Origin of the sequence: Novilysobacter viscosus, assembly GCF_046600715.1 — a bacterium.
In the GTDB taxonomy this organism is placed as follows: domain Bacteria; phylum Pseudomonadota; class Gammaproteobacteria; order Xanthomonadales; family Xanthomonadaceae; genus Lysobacter_C; species Lysobacter_C viscosus.
The window spans coordinates 377,295-392,989 of record NZ_JBJMAV010000001.1 but is presented as its reverse complement, the minus strand read 5'-3'; the positions used below and the strand labels follow the sequence as shown (position 1 = coordinate 392,989).

10 protein-coding genes and 1 other RNA gene are annotated in these 15,695 nt (G+C 70.4%); 8 read left to right on the top strand and 3 right to left on the bottom strand.

Annotated features, from left to right (window positions below):
• Positions 1-44 precede the first annotated feature (44 nt).
• Positions 45-557, top strand: a complete 513-nt coding sequence (smpB, locus tag ACJQWL_RS01860) for an SsrA-binding protein SmpB (protein ID WP_330968151.1) — start codon at positions 45-47, stop codon at positions 555-557.
• A 60-nt stretch (positions 558-617) separates the two neighbouring features.
• Here smpB and ACJQWL_RS01855 read toward each other — a convergent pair whose 3' ends face one another.
• On the bottom strand, positions 618-2,840 hold the full coding sequence (locus ACJQWL_RS01855) for a CHASE domain-containing protein (RefSeq protein ID WP_330968150.1): 2,223 nt from the start codon (positions 2,838-2,840) through the stop codon (positions 618-620).
• Between the two features lie 124 nt (positions 2,841-2,964).
• Here ACJQWL_RS01855 and ssrA point away from each other — a divergent pair.
• The 7 genes from ssrA (at position 2,965) to ACJQWL_RS01820 (ending at position 11,714) form a co-directional block, all read left to right on the top strand.
• Positions 2,965-3,318: a transfer-messenger RNA gene (ssrA, locus tag ACJQWL_RS01850) on the top strand.
• A gap of 233 nt (positions 3,319-3,551) precedes the next feature.
• On the top strand, positions 3,552-3,965 hold the full coding sequence (locus ACJQWL_RS01845; protein WP_330968149.1) for a hypothetical protein: 414 nt from the start codon (positions 3,552-3,554) through the stop codon (positions 3,963-3,965).
• A 240-nt stretch (positions 3,966-4,205) separates the two neighbouring features.
• Entirely contained in the window at positions 4,206-5,306 is a 1,101-nt protein-coding gene (locus ACJQWL_RS01840) for a TolC family protein (RefSeq protein ID WP_502361384.1), read from the top strand.
• A gap of 2 nt (positions 5,307-5,308) precedes the next feature.
• Positions 5,309-5,602, top strand: coding sequence for a hypothetical protein (locus ACJQWL_RS01835; RefSeq protein ID WP_330968148.1), 294 nt, complete (start codon positions 5,309-5,311; stop codon positions 5,600-5,602).
• 60 nt (positions 5,603-5,662) lie between these two features.
• Positions 5,663-7,213 carry an efflux RND transporter periplasmic adaptor subunit gene (locus ACJQWL_RS01830; RefSeq protein WP_330968147.1) on the top strand — a complete coding sequence of 517 codons (1,551 nt, stop codon included), beginning with the start codon at positions 5,663-5,665 and terminating at the stop codon, positions 7,211-7,213.
• A 10-nt stretch (positions 7,214-7,223) separates the two neighbouring features.
• On the top strand, positions 7,224-10,376 hold the full coding sequence (locus tag ACJQWL_RS01825) for an efflux RND transporter permease subunit (RefSeq protein WP_330968146.1): 3,153 nt from the start codon (positions 7,224-7,226) through the stop codon (positions 10,374-10,376).
• Positions 10,377-10,382: 6 nt separating this feature from the next.
• Complete coding sequence (locus ACJQWL_RS01820) at positions 10,383-11,714, top strand: MFS transporter (RefSeq protein ID WP_330968145.1); 1,332 nt, start codon at positions 10,383-10,385, stop codon at positions 11,712-11,714.
• A 112-nt stretch (positions 11,715-11,826) separates the two neighbouring features.
• On the opposite strand, the gene ACJQWL_RS01815 is transcribed toward ACJQWL_RS01820, so the two are convergent.
• Complete coding sequence (locus tag ACJQWL_RS01815) at positions 11,827-12,417, bottom strand: alpha-ketoglutarate-dependent dioxygenase AlkB (protein WP_330968144.1); 591 nt, start codon at positions 12,415-12,417, stop codon at positions 11,827-11,829.
• Between the two features lie 8 nt (positions 12,418-12,425).
• Positions 12,426-15,695 carry an error-prone DNA polymerase gene (locus ACJQWL_RS01810; protein WP_330968143.1) on the bottom strand — a complete coding sequence of 1,090 codons (3,270 nt, stop codon included), beginning with the start codon at positions 15,693-15,695 and terminating at the stop codon, positions 12,426-12,428.

Here is a 15,695-nt window from a genome sequence, read left to right as displayed (position 1 = left end):
AGCTTTCGCTATGCCCGGTTCCCGGCATCTGGGACAATGCGGCGATGGCCAAGAACAGCGACAACAAGGGCGGCAAGGATAAAGGAAAGGGCGCTGCGGGCGGGACCATTGCGCTCAACAAGCGTGCCCGCCACGACTACCACCTGGAGCAGCGCTTCGAGGCCGGCCTCGTCCTGCAGGGGTGGGAGATCAAGTCGATCCGCGCCGGCCGCGCCAACATCGGCGAGAGCTACGCGGTCATCCGCAATGGCGAGATGTTCCTTTTCGGCGCGCAGATCACGCCGCTCATCTCCGCCTCCAGCCACGTGGTTGCCGATGAGCGCCGCACCCGCAAGCTGCTCCTGCACCGCGACGAGATCGATACATTGATCGGCAAGGTCCAGCGTGACGGCTACACGGTGGTGCCCACGGCGCTCTACTGGAAGGGCAACCGCATCAAGGCCGAGTTCGCCCTGGCCAAGGGCAAGCAGAGCCATGACAAGCGCGACACCAGCAAACAGCGCGACTGGGCGCGCGAGAAGCAGCGCGTGATGCGCCAGCACAACAAGAACGCATAGCCCCTCGCTCCCTCGCCCCCTGCACGGCCAAGCGCTTACGAAGCGGAAAGCGGCCTGGAATCAGTAGCCCGGCTCCGGCGCCTGGTCGTCCTCGCCCGGCAATGTGAACCAGAACGTGGCGCCCTTCCCTTCGACGCCCTCGGCCCGGATGCTGCCGCCGTGACGCTCGACGATGCGCTTGACAGAAGCCAGGCCGATGCCGTGGCCAGCGAATTCTTCCTGCGCGTGGAGCCGCTGGAACGGGCGGAACAGCTTGTCCACGTATTCCTGCGAGAAGCCCGCGCCGTTGTCCCGGACGTAGAACTCGCGCTCACCGTCCTCGCGCATGGCCGAGCCGAAGACAATTAGAGGACCTTCGGAGCCCCGGGTGAACTTCCACGCATTGCCCAACAGATTGCCCAGCAGGTTGCGCACCAGGGCCGCATCGGCCACGGCCTCAAGGCCCGGTGCGACTTCGATCACCGGCGCATGGTCCGGGCTGCCCGCGCGCAGCTCCTCAACCACCTCCAGCGCCATCCGCGACAGGTCGATGCGCTCGAGCTTGAGCTCACCCCGGGTCACCCGGGTTATCTTCAGCAACGCGTCTATCAGGTCGCCCATCCGCGAGGCGGCCTTGCGCACGCGGGCCAGGTAGTCCCGCCCACCGTCGTCCAGGCGGTCACCGTAGCGCTCCACCAGCACTCGGCTGAATCCGTCGATTGCCCGCAATGGCGCGCGCAGGTCATGCGAAACGCTGTAGGCGAAGGACTCCAGCTCCTGGTTGGCCTGGCTCAGCTCGCGCGTGCGCAGCGCCACCCTCGCCTCCAGCGTCCTGTTGAGCGCGTGCACGCGGGCCTCCGCGCGCAGGCGCTCGGTGATGTCTTCGACCTGCATCAGTCCGGTGACGTCCTGACCCACGTTTCCGGGTACCGGCGCGTAAGTGAGCTGCGCATGGCGCGGCATCCCGCCGCCGTGGTGGTGCAGCCGGCGCGTGGCGCGAAGGGGGCCCTGCCCCGTCCCCGATCCATGGCCGATCGGCAGGGGTTCCTTGTCCTCGAACAACGCCTCCAGGTTCAGGCCGATCAACGCGCCCGGTTCGCTCCCGACGATTTCGCCCAGCGCGGGGTTGGCCTCGACGATGCGCCCTTCGCTGTCCAGCAGCGCCTTGCCGATGGCCGAGTACTGGAGGGCACTGCGGAAACGCTGCTCGCTGCGTCGGAAATCCTCGGTCATGCGGGTGGCCAGGCTCTGCGCGCGTGCCTGCGTCCGCGCCAGTACCCACGCGATGGCGTACATCAGCAGCGAGGTGAACAGGCCCAGGGCAAGCAGCGACTGCAGACCGCTGGGGCCCGACAGCCGGGGCACCGCCTGTGCCAGGGGCGGGGAGTCGAACTCCACCCGCCAGCGCCTGCCGAAATGCTCGACGTCCGCGGAGTGGCGGAACGCCGGCGGCTCCTCCGCCTGCCCCAGCTGCGTGGTGTAGAGCAACTGGTCGCGCCCGTCGGTGGTGTCGTAGATCCGGAAGCGCTGGTTCTCGAACAGGTCGCCCAGCGCCATGTCGACGAAGCCCTCCATGCGGAAGGGCATGTACACCCAGCCCTGCATCGACTCCAGCCGCGCCGCGCGGGTAGCCGGCCGATCGCCCGCACGGTAGACCGGTTTGTAGAGCAGCAGCCCGGTGGCGCTGTCGGAGCCGTCCTGGACCAGGTGGACGGGCGCGGTGAGCCGGGACTCGCCAGTCTCCATGGCCGCCTCCATCGCCGCATGCCGCACCGGCTCGGAGTACATGTCGAACCCCATGGCTGAGAGGTTCTCCGGCGAGCGCGGCTCCAGCAGCAGGATGGGCGCGTAGTGCGAGCGCTGCCCGCGCGGTCGGACCTCGAGCAATCCGAACCCCGACCCCCGCCACTCCACCTGCAGCAGAGACAGGCTCGAGTTGCTGACGTATGGGGCGAACCCGAGCCCCACCAGGGCCGGCAGGCGTTCCTCGCTGTCCAGGCCCGAGGCGTACGCGCGCCACTGTTGCGGACTGGGGCGCGCCACGGTGGCGAACAGGGCCGAGCCGCCCTGCAGCACCAGTTCGAAGTTGCTCATCCGCTCGCGGAGCAGGTACACCACCTCGTCGGTGCGGGCGACGAATCGTGCCTGCGCGGTCGCCACCTCGCGTTCGTAGGCGGCGCGCCAGGTCACGAACACGATCAGCAGGGAGCCGATCAACACGGCAAGCGCCAGCAGGTGGCCCCGCCGCGACGGCGATGCCGTGCCGGGGGCATTGGAGTCGGGGGTATTGGCGGGCGCGGGCATGGCCGTCAAGCATACAAGGCCGGCATGGCGCGGTTGTACATGAACGCCACCCCGGGCGGGGCGTTGCGGGCATTGAGTCGGGGCCGCCAACCCCTATACTGGCCCGGTCAGCGATGACGATCCCGGGGGTGCACTGGATTCGACGGGGGTCGCGAAATCGCCTGGTGCATGCCGAGGGGGTAGCTTTCCTCGTAAATCCAGCTGCAAAACTCTAGTTGCCAACGACGACAACTACGCTCTCGCCGCTTAAGGCGTAAGCCCCGAAACAGCTTGTGTCCGTGCTCGCTGCGTAGGGTCATCATCACGGAATCGCCGGGAGTGGCTGCCTGTCAGCACCCGGTTAACCCAAAGCAGGCTGGTTCCCGGATGCGCTTTGCGCGCCGTGCTGTTCGGGAGCGAGATATAACGGAGCGCTAAGCATGTAGTACCGGGGATGGAGTGCCTTCGGACGGCGGTTCGATTCCGCCCACCTCCACCAATGGAGGGCCCGCAAGGGCCCGGCGAAGGCCGGAAGCCAGCAGGAAAGCTGGCTTCCGGCCTTTTTTGTGGGATGGAGGGCGGCACGTAGCCCATGGACGCGGAGGCGCGGGCGTTCCTCCCGCGAGCGCCCTCCCTCTCGCGCCCGTTGATCCATGCGGAACCGTTGGAACCCGTGGTGCCTGAACGACCTCAATTGCCGAAGGCGTCGCGCACCCTTAGGCTACGGCAGTCATGCCCGTACCCCGCCCCCTTCGCCGGCTGTTCCGCACCGCCCTGCTCACCCTGCTGGTGCTCGGGATGGCGGTGGGCCCTGCATTGGGCGCCGTGGGCCAGTTGCACTCGGCGGCCCATGAGCAGCCCGAATTCGGCCACGGCCACGCGCATGATCATGAAGGCGGGCACGACGGACCGCTCTTGCAAAGCGCTGGCAACCACCCGCACCCGGCGGGTGAGCTCGACCATGGCGATCACGCCACCGGCAGCCACGGGTTGATGCACCAGGCCAGCACGGTCTCCTTTGCAATGCCGCATACGGCGATGGAGATCCCGATGCCGGCCGCGTGCTCGACACACCTGCCCGAGCTGGCCGGTACCCACCTGCCCGGGGATTCGCCCAGCCTCCCCTTCCGTCCGCCGATCGCCTGACCGCCTATCACCTGACCGGTGATCCCGGCCGCACCGCGGCCGTGCCTGCGTGATTGCCAGCCCGATCCGGACGGAGATTCGCCCGTGTTGTATCCACATCGTTGCAAGGCGCGGCGCCTGTTGGCGTTGTCGCTCGCGTGCTGGGCGTTGTCCGGCCACGCCCAGCAGCGCATGACCGCTGATGATGCGGTCGCGCTTGCTTTGTCCCAAGCCCATGTCCGGAAGGAACTGGATTCCAGCGTGGATCTTGCACGCAGCGAAGTCCTGGCAGCACGCACCTGGGCCAACCCCGAGCTGGCGCTGTCGGAGGAACGCGGCAACGGCGGCTCGCCCGGCGGCGACGCACGCGAGACCACCGTGGTGCTGTCGCAGGAGATCGAACTGGGCGGCCGTCGCGGCCTGCGCATCGACGCGGCCGAACTGGGCGTGCGTGCGGCGGAGACGGCCGCCCGGTACGAGCGCGCACGACTGCGAGCCGAGGTGCTGCGCGCCTACTCAAGGGTCGTGGCTACCCAACGCCTCAGGGACGCCAGACAGCGGGCCAGCGCCGGCCTTCAGGAACTGGCCCGCGTAGCCGGCAAACGCCAGCAAGCCGGTGACCTCTCCGGCTACGAAAGTCGCCGCATCGCCCAGGCCAGCACCCAGGCCGGGGCGGAAGCGGCGCTGGCTGATACCGAAGCCCGCGTCGCACGCGCCCGCCTGGCCGGCTGGGTCGGCGAAGCGGCGCTGACCGCTGAGCTCGACCCCGTGCCGCCATTGCCTGCCCTCCCGGCGCCGTCCGATGACGAGGACTCCGCCGAACTGGCGGTGCTCCAGGCACGGCGGGAAGAGGCCGCAGCCCAGGCACGGGCGGAAAGCCGGCTCGCCCTGCCGCTCAGCGTCGGCGTGGGCACCAAGCGCGTCCAGGATGCCGGCTTCAGCGACAACGTGATGATCCTGGAGTTGGGCCTGCCGCTGCCGCTGTTCGACCGCAACCAGGCCGATCGTGCGCGCGCGGCCGCCGAATCCGGGATGGCCGAGGCACGCTACCAGCGGGCACTGCTGCAGACGCGCAGTCGCCGCACGGCCGCACTGGACGAGGCACGCCAGTTGTCCGCATCGGCACGCACGCTGTTCGAGTCCGCGGTGCCCGAGGCCGCGCGCCTCACTGCAATCGCCCGTTCCAGCTTCGCCGAAGGCGAGCTCGATCTCGTCGGCCTGCTCGACGCCCATCGGGCCGAAACCGATGTCGTCCAGCAGGCGATCGAGCAGCAGTCGCGCGCGCTTGACGCGTTGCTTGAACTCCAGTTGCTCAGCCCGATCGATACCGATTCATCCAGCCCCGCCCCACTGAAGGAGTGACCATGAAGACCAGCATCACCGCCACCGCCATCGCAGCCGCACTGCTGTTGGCGGCATGCAGCAGCGACACCACACCGGCCGACGCCACGCCGCAGGCTGATGCCTCGGCCACCGCAGATGCCGCGGCCCAGACCGAAGCCATCTACGGCGACGAAGCCCCGGTGGCCATCGCGGCCGACGACGCGGGCGAGGACGACCACGCGCACAACGCCGACGGCAGCCACCCCACCGGTGCGGACCACGCCGAGGAAGAAGGCGACCACCCGCACGGCGACGACGCCGACCACAGCCATTGATCCACCTGTCCCGCCCGGACGCCGGGCGGGACGCTCCCCCCGATTGACCACGGAACCGCCATGCGCCGCCTTTCGATTTCGCTCGCCACGCTCCGCAACCGCCTGTTGCCTGCCGCCCTGGTCGCCCTCGCCCTGGCAGGCTGCGACCGCACGCGCGGCAACGCGGCGCCCGAAGCGCAGGCGCAGGTCTACACCCATTTCACGCCACGGACCGAGTTGTTCGTCGAGTTCGACCCGCTGGTCGCGGGCGCCAAGTCGACGTTCGTGGCGCACTTCACCCGGCTGTCGGACTACACGCCGGTGGACGCCGGAACGGTCGACGTGATCCTGTCCGGCGGCAACGCGCCCACCGAGCGCTTCCGCGTCAGCGCGCCGCGCGCGCCCGGCATCTTCGCGCCCACCGTGGTGCCGCGCGCCACCGGCCGGCGCAACCTCACCTTCGTCATCGCGGCGCCCGGCCTGGAAGCGCGCCATGACCTCGGGGAGGTCGTGGTGCATGGCGATGCCGCGGCAGCGCTGGAGGCCGGCCCGGCGCCGGGCACGGTCGAAGGAGAGATCGGCTTCTTCAAGGAGCAGCAATGGACCACGGGCTTCGCGCTTGAGCCGGTGCAGCCGCATGCCCTGCGCGAATCAGTGAGTGCCCCGGCGACCATTCGTCCGCCGGCCAACGGCGCCGCCGAAGTGGTGGCCACCATGGCCGGGACCGTGCGCGCCAGCGGGGACTTCCCCACGCTCGGCGACCCGATCGTGCGCGGGCAGACGCTGGCGATGCTGGTGCCGCGCCTGGGCAGTGGCACCGACGTCGCCTCCCTGCAGGCAGACCTGGCCACCGCGCGCAGCCAGGCCGCCCTCGCCCAGGCCGATGCGGCACGCATGGACCGCCTGTACGCCCAGCAGGCGGTATCGCAACGGCGGCTGCAGGAGGCGCGAAGCGCGGGCCAGGTCGCGCAGGCTCAGCTGCGGGCGGCGCAGGATCGGGTCTCGCAACTGGGCGGGGGCAGCGGCGGCATCGCACTCAAGTCGCCGGTGGGCGGGATGCTCGCGCTGGCGCCGATCACCAACGGCGCCGCGGTGCAGGAAGGCGACCTGCTGTTCCACATCGTGGACCGCAGCGAACTGTGGCTGGAGGCGCACGTGGCCGAGGCCGACGCCGCGCGGCTGCAGGAACCCACCGGTGCCGCGTTCGACTTGCCCGGACTGGACGCGCCGGTGGAAATCCGCGTCGGCGACAACGGCCGGCTGGTCGGCGTCGGCGCCATGATCGACCCCGAGAGCCGGAGCGTGCCGGTGATCCTGGCGATGACGGACCCTGATCCGCGCATCGCGCTCAACCAGAACGTGCAGGCGCGGGTGTTCACCGGCGGCACGCGCACGGGCCTGAGCGTGCCAGCCGAAGCCGTCATCGACGACGGCGGCCAGCGGGTCGTCTACGTGATGCGGGGTGGCGAGTCGTTCTCGCGCGTCCCGGTCCGGCTCGGCCTGCGCGACGGCGACCGCTTCGAGGTGCTGGAAGGCCTGCGGGCGGGTGATCGCGTGGTCAGCCGTGGCGCGATGCAGGTCCGGCTGGCGGCAGCGACGCCGGAAGCCATGGGCCACGGCCACGCGCACTGAGGGCGCCGGAATGATCGAGAAGCTGATCGGCTGGTCCCTTCGCAACCGCCTGTTCGTGCTGTTCGGCGGACTGTTGCTGCTGTTCTGGGGCGCGATCGAAGCCCAGCGCATGCCGGTGGACGTGTTCCCCGACCTCACCGCCCCGTCGGTGACCGTGGTGGCCGAGGCGCATGGCATGGCACCGGAGGAGGTCGAGACACTGATCGCCTTCCCACTGGAAACCGCGCTCAACGGGGCCCCCGGCGTGCGCCGCGTGCGCTCCAACAGCAGCATCGGCATCGGCGTGGTCACCGTGGAGTTCGACTGGGGCACCGACGTCTACCAGGCGCGCCAGATCGTGGCCGAGCGCATCGCGACCGTGCGCGGCCAATTGCCGCCGGACCTGCCCGAGCCCACGCTCGCCCCGATCACCTCGATCATGGGCGAGATCATGTTCATCGCCCTGCACTCCGACCGGCACTCGCCGATGGAGCTGAAGACGGCGGCCGACTGGGTACTGCGTCGACGCCTGCTCGCGGTGCCTGGCGTGGCCGAGGTCATCCCCAATGGCGGCGACACCCGCCAGTTCCAGGTGGTGGCCGACCCGCTGCGCATGGCCGCCTTCGACGTCACCCTGGACCAGCTGATGGACGCGGTGGGCCAGAGCAACGAGAACACGTCCGCGGGGTTCTACGTCGAGAACGCGCAGGAGTTCCTGATCCACGGTCGCGGCCGCGTCCTCGAGCCGGCGGACCTCGGTGAGGTCTTCATCACACGCCGTGGCGACCGCCCGGTGCTCGTGCGGGACGTGGCCGAGGTTCGGGTCGGCGCGGCACCCACGCGCGGCACGGCGGCCTTCAACGGGGAGCCTGCGGTCGTCATCGGCATCCAGAAGCAGCCCGGTGCCAACACCCTGGCGCTGACGGGCGAGCTCGACCGCGTGCTGGACGACATCCAGACCACGTTGCCGGCCGGCATGACGATCAGCGCCAACCTGTTCCGGCAGGCGGACTTCATCGAGGTCGGGATCGGCAACCTGGGGCGCGCGATCGTCGAAGGCATGCTGCTGGTGGTCGCGATCGTGTTCGCATTCCTGCTCAGCGTACGCGCGACCGGAATCACCCTGCTGGCGATCCCGCTCTCGCTGGTGGTGGCGGTGCTGGCGATGAAGGCCGCCGGGATCGGCATCAACACCATGACGCTTGGCGGCATGGCGATTGCTCTGGGCGCGCTGGTGGACGACGCCATCATCGTGGTCGAGAACACCGTGCGCCGGCTGCGCGAGAACGCGGTGCTGCCAGAGTCCCGACGGCGCGGCGTGCTGGACCTGGTGTTCGCAGCCACCCGCGAGATCCAGGGCTCGGTGGTGTTCGCCACCATCATCATCGTGCTGGTGTTCCTGCCGATCTTCTTCCTGAGCGGGGTGGAAGGCCGGCTGATGCAGCCGTTGGGGTTCGCCTACGTGGTGTCGCTGCTGGCGTCGCTCGCCGTCGCGGTCACCGTGACGCCGGTGCTGTGCAGCCTGCTGTTGCCGCGTTCGAAGATCGTGCGCGAGGCCCGCGAGTCGGCCCTGTCGCGCTGGTTCAAGGCCCGCTACCGGCCGCTGTTCGACGCCACCGTGTCGCGCTGGCGCGCCATCGGCATCGCTTCGGTGGTCGGCACGGTGCTGACGCTGGTCGCGCTGTTGGGTGCCGGCCGCGCGTTCCTGCCGGACTTCAACGAAGGCAGCCTGACGGTCAACGTGACCACCCTGCCGGGCACCTCGCTGGACCAGTCCGATGCGCTGGCGGGCCGTGTGGAGAAGATCCTGCTCGCGCAGCCCGAGGTCGTCGCAACCGGTCGACGCACCGGACGCGCCGAACTCGACCCCCACGCGCAGGAGATCTACGCCTCCGAGATCGAGGTCACGCTGGCGATGGCCGAGCGCAGCAAGGAGGCCCTGCTGGCGCACCTGCGCGGCGAGTTCTCCGGTATCGCCGGCGCGCAGGTGGTTATCGGACAACCCATATCCCACCGGATCGACCACATGCTTTCGGGCACCCGCGCCAACATCGCGATCAAGCTGTTCGGCAAGGACCTCTACGAACTGCGCCGGCTGGGCCAGCAGGTCGAGGACCAGGTCAAGGCGGTGCCGGGTGCGGTCGACGTGAACCTAGAGCAGCAATCCGAACTGCCCTTCGTGACCGTCAGCTTCGACCGCGGCGCACTGGCCCGATACGGCATGAGCGTGCGCGAGGCCAGCCACGTGATCGAAGCGGCCTTCTTCGGCAGCACCGTCTCGCGCGTGCTGGAAGGCGATGCCAGCATCGACGTCGTGGTGCGCATGCCGGACTCGGCACGCCACAGCGTCGAGACCATGCAGGCCCTGCAGGTCGCAACACCGGAGGGCGCACGCGTCCCGCTGTCGGCCCTGGCCCGCGTGGAGCGCAGCCGCGGCCCCAACCAGATCGGCCGCGAGAACGTGCAGCGGCGCATCGTGGTGATGGCCAATGTGGCGGGGCGCGATCTGACCGGCGTGGTAGACGATGCGCGTCAACGGATCGAACAGAACATCAGCCTCCCGGCCGGCTACCACGTCGAGTACGGCGGCCAGTTCGAGAGTGCCGCGGCCGCCTCGCGCACGCTGCTGCTGCTCGGCAGCGGCGTGGTCGTCGGCATCTTCCTGCTGTTGTACCTGGCCTTCTCCAGCACCCGGGACGCGCTGCTGGTGATGCTCAACCTGCCGCTGGCCCTGCTCGGTGGCGTGGCGGGCGTGTGGTTGTCCGGTGGGATCCTGACGATCGCCTCCATCATCGGGTTCATCACCCTGTTCGGCATCGCCACGCGCAACGGCGTGATGCTGATCTCGCACATCCACCACCTCGCGCGCGACGAAGGCATCGACGACCCGATCGAGCGCGTGCGCAGGGGCGCGGAAGAGCGCCTGGTGCCGATCGCGATGACCGCCCTGGCCACCGCCCTGGCCCTGGTGCCGCTGGCGCTGTCGGCGGGGGAACCGGGCAGCGAGATCCAGGCGCCCATGGCCATCGTGATCCTGGCGGGCCTGCTGAGCTCCACCGTTCTGAACATGCTGGTGCTGCCGGCGCTCTACCTGCGCTTCGGCGAGTTGGGCCGCCGGCGCGCGCACGGCCGGCACCCCGGCGACGGTGCCGCGTCCCTGGCCCGTGGCGGGACGGTGGGCTGACCGACGATGCTCGCGATCCTGCGCCACCGAGGGTTCCGCCATCTGTTTGCCGCTCAGGTGGTGGCATTGCTGGGTACCGGACTGGCAACGGTCGCACTGGCACTGCTGGCCTACGACCTGGCCGGCGACCGCGCCGGTGAGGTGCTGGGGACGGCGCTGGCGATCAAGATGGCGGTCTACGTGGCGCTGGCCCCGGTATCGGCCGCGCTGGTCCCGCCCCGGTGGCGCAAGCGGGCACTGGTCGCGCTGGACCTTGTCCGCGCCGGGGCCGCGCTGACGCTGCCCTTTGTCAGCGAGCTGTGGCAGGTCTACCTGGTCATCGGAGTGCTGCAATCGGCCTCGGCCGGCTTTACGCCGCTTTTCCAGTCGATCATTCCCGAGTTGCTCGCCGACGAACGCGACTACACGCGCGCGCTGTCCCTGTCGCGCCTGGCCTATGACCTGGAAAGCCTGCTGAGCCCTGCAATCGCCGCCGCGCTGCTGACCGTGATCAGTTTCCACGGCCTGTTCGCCGGGACGTCGGCCGGCTTCGTAGTCTCGGCGTTGCTGGTGGTCAGCGCCGCCTTTCCGGTCGCGTCGGCGGTACGCAGCAGCGGCAGCCCCTATGCGCGGGCCATCCGCGGCATGCGCATCTACCTGCGTACGCCGCGGTTGCGGGGCTTGCTGGCCCTGAACCTGGTGGCCGCGGCGGGTGGCGCGATGGCCTTCGTCAACACCGTGGTGATCGTGCGCGACGGGCTCGGCGGCAGCGAACGCGAGGTGGCATGGGCGCTTGCAGCGTTCGGTGCTGGCTCGATGCTGGTCGCGCTGCTGCTTCCGCGGCTGCTCGAGCACGTGTCCGACCGCCGGGTGATGCTGCTGTCGGCCGTCGCCATGGTGCTGTCGCTGGCCGCGACAACGGCGCTATGGACCGCGCCAATGGGCGTGACGTGGCCGGTCCTGCTGGCGAGCTGGGCAGTGCTCGGCATGGCCTACGCCGGACTGGTGACGCCGGGCGGGCGGCTGCTGCGTCGATCATCCCTGCCGGAGGACCTGCCGTTCCTGTTCGCTGCGCAGTTCTCCCTGTCCCACGTGTGCTGGCTGCTGGCTTACCCGCTGGCGGGAGCCCTCGGCGCCCGCTACGGGATGCAGGCCGCGCTCGCGGCGCTCGGCGCGCTGGCGCTGTTGGGGCTGCTGGCGGCGTGGCGTAGCTGGCCGTCGGACGATCCGGAGCAGCTGGCGCATGACCACGCCGGCCTGCCCGACGGCCATCCCCACCTGCGCCAGCACGATGCCGGGAACGGGCTTCACGCGCACCGCTTCGTCATCGATGAACTGCACCAGCGCTGGCCCCGCTGAGCCAGTCCCTACTGGAGCTGGCTCCGGTCACCCGCGGATGCCGAGGCAGGTTTCCCGACCCGCCCCGTCTGCAGCTGGCGCGCACCATCGCGCCCTTTCATGCCGTGTCCTCCTACGCCCTGGCCCTGAACACCACGCTGAGGCGTGGGCCCTGGGGGCGGCGGGTCTTGGGGATGCCGTGCTCGTGGGTGGACTGCGAGGCGTGGCTCATCGACAGGATGCTGCCAGGGGCGAGGTCGACCGCCAGCGTCCCTCGAGCCCCCGCTCGGGCCCGGATCAGCATGCGCCGCGGCGCACCCAGCGATACCAGGGTGATCGGGTGGCCCGCCCGGAGGGTGTGCAGCTTGTCGCCATGCATGGCGACACTGTCGTTGCCGTCGCGATACAGGTTCAAGCCGATGCGCGAATACGGCGCCGGCGCCCTCGCTTGCACCCACGCCAGCAGGTCCGCCAGTGGCAGTTCCGCGGGCAGGTCGTCGACGGCGTAGCTGGCCAGCAGTCGCGGCACGTCGACGACGCGGTCGTACATCGGCCGCTGCAGGTGGGTCCAGGCGGCGCCCGCCCGCAGGGTGTCGAACCAGTCCCGGGCGAGTGCCGGATCGATGGCGGCCGGCCAGTAGCGGATGCCGCCCTCGGCGTCGTCCACCAGCTGCACCACGCCGGGGGCGAACAGGTCGTCGGTCATTGCGTGCAGGGCATGCATCACGGTGGTCAGTGGAAATCGCGCGAACGCGCCTGCAACTCGCCCAGCAGGTGGCTGAGGTCCTGCAGGTCCCGGGCGACCAGGTGGCGGACGTCGTCGATGCACTCCCAGCGCCCGCGCACCGCGAGCAGCCGGGCGCCGAGCACCGCGCGACGGGCGCGTTCGGCCACCTTGGGCCGGATCACGACGTTGACCATGCCGTGCTCGTCCTCGAGGGTGACGAAGATGATCCCGCTGGCGGTGGCCGGGCGCTGGCGCTGGGTGACGATGCCGGCCGCGTGCGCGCCGCGCCCATGGGCCAGCCCGTGCAACTGCCGCGAGTCCATCACCCGTTGCCGCTGCAGCCGCGTGCGCAGCAACGACAGCGGGTGCGCGCCCAGGGTCAGGCCCAGCCCGCGGTAGTCCGACAGCGTCTCCTCGCCCGTCCCGGGCGCGGGCAATTCGATGGCGTCCTCGTCGGGGCTGCCGGGCAGCAGCGGCCGCCGGCGCTCGACCCCCGCCACCGCCCAGCGGGCCGCATGGCGATGGCCGGCCAGGGCCTGCAGGGCGCCGGCCTCGGCCAGGACAGTGCGTGCCTTCCCGTCCAGCCCCGCGCGCAGGGACAGGTCACGCACGTCGGCGAACGGCTGCTGCCGGCGCGCGGCGACGATCGCCCGGCCCATCGCCTCCGACAGCCCCGCCACCTGCCGCAACCCCAGCCGGATCGCCGCCTGGCCGCCGTCGTCCACGCCGCGCCGTGGATGGCCGCCCTCCAGCGTGTTGTCCCAGTCGCTGCAGGTCACGTCCACCGGGTGGAACGCCACGCCCACGCGCCCGCCGTGGCCTCGCCGCGCGTCCTGCACGATCTGGCTGGGCGAGTAGAACCCCATCGGCTGGGCGTTGAGCAGGGCGCAGGCGAAGGCCGCCGGCTCGTGCCGCTTCAGCCAGCAGCTGATGTAGACCAGCTTGGCGAAGGACGCCGCGTGGCTCTGCGGGAAGCCGTAGGAGCCGAAGCCCTTGATCTGCTCGAAGATCTGGTCGATGAAGTCCGACGCATACCCCTTGGCCTCCATCAGCTGGCGGATTTTCAACCGGTGCGGCTCCATGTCGCCGCCGTGCCGCCACGCCGCCATCGAGCGGCGCAGGTTGTCGGCCTCGTACGGCTGGTAGCCGGCATGGATCACCAGCTCCATCACCTGCTCCTGGAACAGCGGGATGCCCAGCGTGCGGCCCAGGATCTGGCGGATGCCTTCGGAGGGATAGGTCACCGGCTCGCGCCCCTGCCGGCGGCGCAGGTAGGGGTGCACCATGCCGCCCTGGATCGGGCCGGGCCGGACGATGGCCACCTCCACCACCAGGTCGTAGAAGTCCCTGGGCTTGAGCCGTGGCAGCATGCTCATCTGCGCACGCGACTCGATCTGGAACACGCCCACGGTGTCGGCGGCCTGGATCATCTCGTAGGTGGGGCGGTCGTCCGTTGGCAGCCGGGCCAGGTCCAGGCGGTGGCCGCGGTGGCACTCGACCAGTTCCACCGCCTTGCGGATGCAGGTCAGCATGCCCAGCGCCAGGCAGTCGACCTTGAGCATCTTCATGGTCTCCAGGTCGTCCTTGTCCCACTGGATGATGGTGCGGTCGGCCATCGCCGCGTTCTCCACCGGCACCACGCTCGACAGCGGCGCATCGCTGATCACGAAGCCGCCCACGTGCTGCGAGAGATGGCGCGGGTGGCCACGCAGCAGCGCGGCCACGCCCAGCACGCGCCGGATGAGCGGGTTGTCCGGGTCGAACCCGGCCTCGCGCAGCCGCTGGTCCATGGGCACCTCGCCGTTGCCCCAGCCGTGGCATTCGGCCAGCAACGCCTCCTGGTCGGGCGGCAGGCCGAAGGCGCGGGCGACGTCGCGCACGGCGCTCTTGCCGCGGTAGCGGATCACGGTGGCGGCCAGCGCCGCGCGCGCCCGGCCGTACTTGGCATAGACGTACTGCAGCACCTCCTCGCGGCGCTCGTGCTCGAAGTCCACGTCGATGTCCGGGGGCTCGTCGCGTTCCTTGGACAGGAAGCGCGCCATCAGCAGGCGGGTCTCGTCGGGGTTGACCACGGTGATGCCCAGCGCGAAGCACACCGCCGAGTTGGCCGACGAGCCGCGCCCCTGGCAGAGGATCCCGCGCGAGCGGGCGAAGCGGACGATGTCCTCCACGGTCAGGAAGAACGCCTCGTACGCCAGGTCCACGATCAGGGCCAGTTCGCCCTCGATGGTCCGCGCCACGGCCGCGGGCACGCCATCGGGCCAGTGCTCGCGCATGCCCGCTTCGGTCAACGCGCGCAGCCAGGTGGTGGGCGTGTGGCCGGCCGGGACCAGCTCGGCCGGGTAGTCGTACTGCACGTCGTCCATGCGGAAGGTGCAGCGCCTCGCCAGCGCGACGGCCGCCTCCAGCAGGTCCGGCCCGCCCTCGGCGGTTGCATGGATGTTGCCCAGCGCCCGCCGCGTGCGCAGGTGGCGTTCGCCGTTGCGGAACAGATGCACGCCGCAGTCGGCCAGCGGCGTGCGGTGGCGGATCGCGGTCATGGTGTCCTGCAGCACGCGCTGCCGGCGCACGGCCATGTGCACGTCACCGCTGGCCAGCGGGGCCATCCGCAGGTGCGTGGCCACGGCCAGAAGCCGCTGCAGTCGAAGGGCATCGTCCTGCTCGCGGTGCAGCTCCACCGCCAGGTGGACGCGATCGCCCAGCACACCCTGCAGCCAGTGGCCCTGCGCCTCGTCCGGCTCCGGTCCCGGGACCCACAGCGCGAACAGGCCCGAAGCGTCCGGCGCGATGCCGCCCAGCACGCGTTCAACGTCCGCCCGTGCCAGCCGGTAGCGGCCCTTGGGCGCGGCGCGCCGCGCGATGGTGACCAGCTCGCACAGCCGGGTGTAGCCGGCGCGGGTTTCCACCAGCAGCACCAGCTTCAGGCCGCACCCCAGGGTGAACTCGCTGCCCACCACCAGCTTCAGCCCGGTCGCCCGCGAAGCCTCCAGCGCACGCACGATGCCGGCCAGCGAGCACTCGTCGGTGATCGCCAGGGCCTCGTAGCCACACTGCACGGCACGCTCGAACAGCGCCTCGGCACTGGCCGCGCCGCGCAGGAACGAGAAGTCCGACAGGCAGTGCAGCTCGGCATAGGCCGGCAGGCCGTCGTCGTGCGCCGCATCGGCGTCGTTGGCGGCCGGCAGTGCCAGGCGCCGGGTGACCTCCCATGCGCGCGGGGGGCGCCCGCCCGGGGTGTCGCGGTCCACGCCGTCGATGGCGTCGTCCCAGCTCAT

What these genes read in the sequence shown, in the direction of transcription:
- ACJQWL_RS01815 (WP_330968144.1), bottom strand. Translation starts at nt 12,417, where the DNA reads ATGCATGCCCTGCACGCAATGACCGACGACCTGTTCGCCCCCGGCGTG.
- smpB (WP_330968151.1), top strand. Translation starts at nt 45, where the DNA reads ATGGCCAAGAACAGCGACAACAAGGGCGGCAAGGATAAAGGAAAGGGC.
- ACJQWL_RS01835 (WP_330968148.1), top strand. Translation starts at nt 5,309, where the DNA reads ATGAAGACCAGCATCACCGCCACCGCCATCGCAGCCGCACTGCTGTTG.
- ACJQWL_RS01810 (WP_330968143.1), bottom strand. Translation starts at nt 15,695, where the DNA reads ATGAGCTGGGACGACGCCATCGACGGCGTGGACCGCGACACCCCGGGC.
- ACJQWL_RS01825 (WP_330968146.1), top strand. Translation starts at nt 7,224, where the DNA reads ATGATCGAGAAGCTGATCGGCTGGTCCCTTCGCAACCGCCTGTTCGTG.
- ACJQWL_RS01830 (WP_330968147.1), top strand. Translation starts at nt 5,663, where the DNA reads ATGCGCCGCCTTTCGATTTCGCTCGCCACGCTCCGCAACCGCCTGTTG.
- ACJQWL_RS01820 (WP_330968145.1), top strand. Translation starts at nt 10,383, where the DNA reads ATGCTCGCGATCCTGCGCCACCGAGGGTTCCGCCATCTGTTTGCCGCT.
- ACJQWL_RS01845 (WP_330968149.1), top strand. Translation starts at nt 3,552, where the DNA reads ATGCCCGTACCCCGCCCCCTTCGCCGGCTGTTCCGCACCGCCCTGCTC.
- ACJQWL_RS01855 (WP_330968150.1), bottom strand. Translation starts at nt 2,840, where the DNA reads ATGCCCGCGCCCGCCAATACCCCCGACTCCAATGCCCCCGGCACGGCA.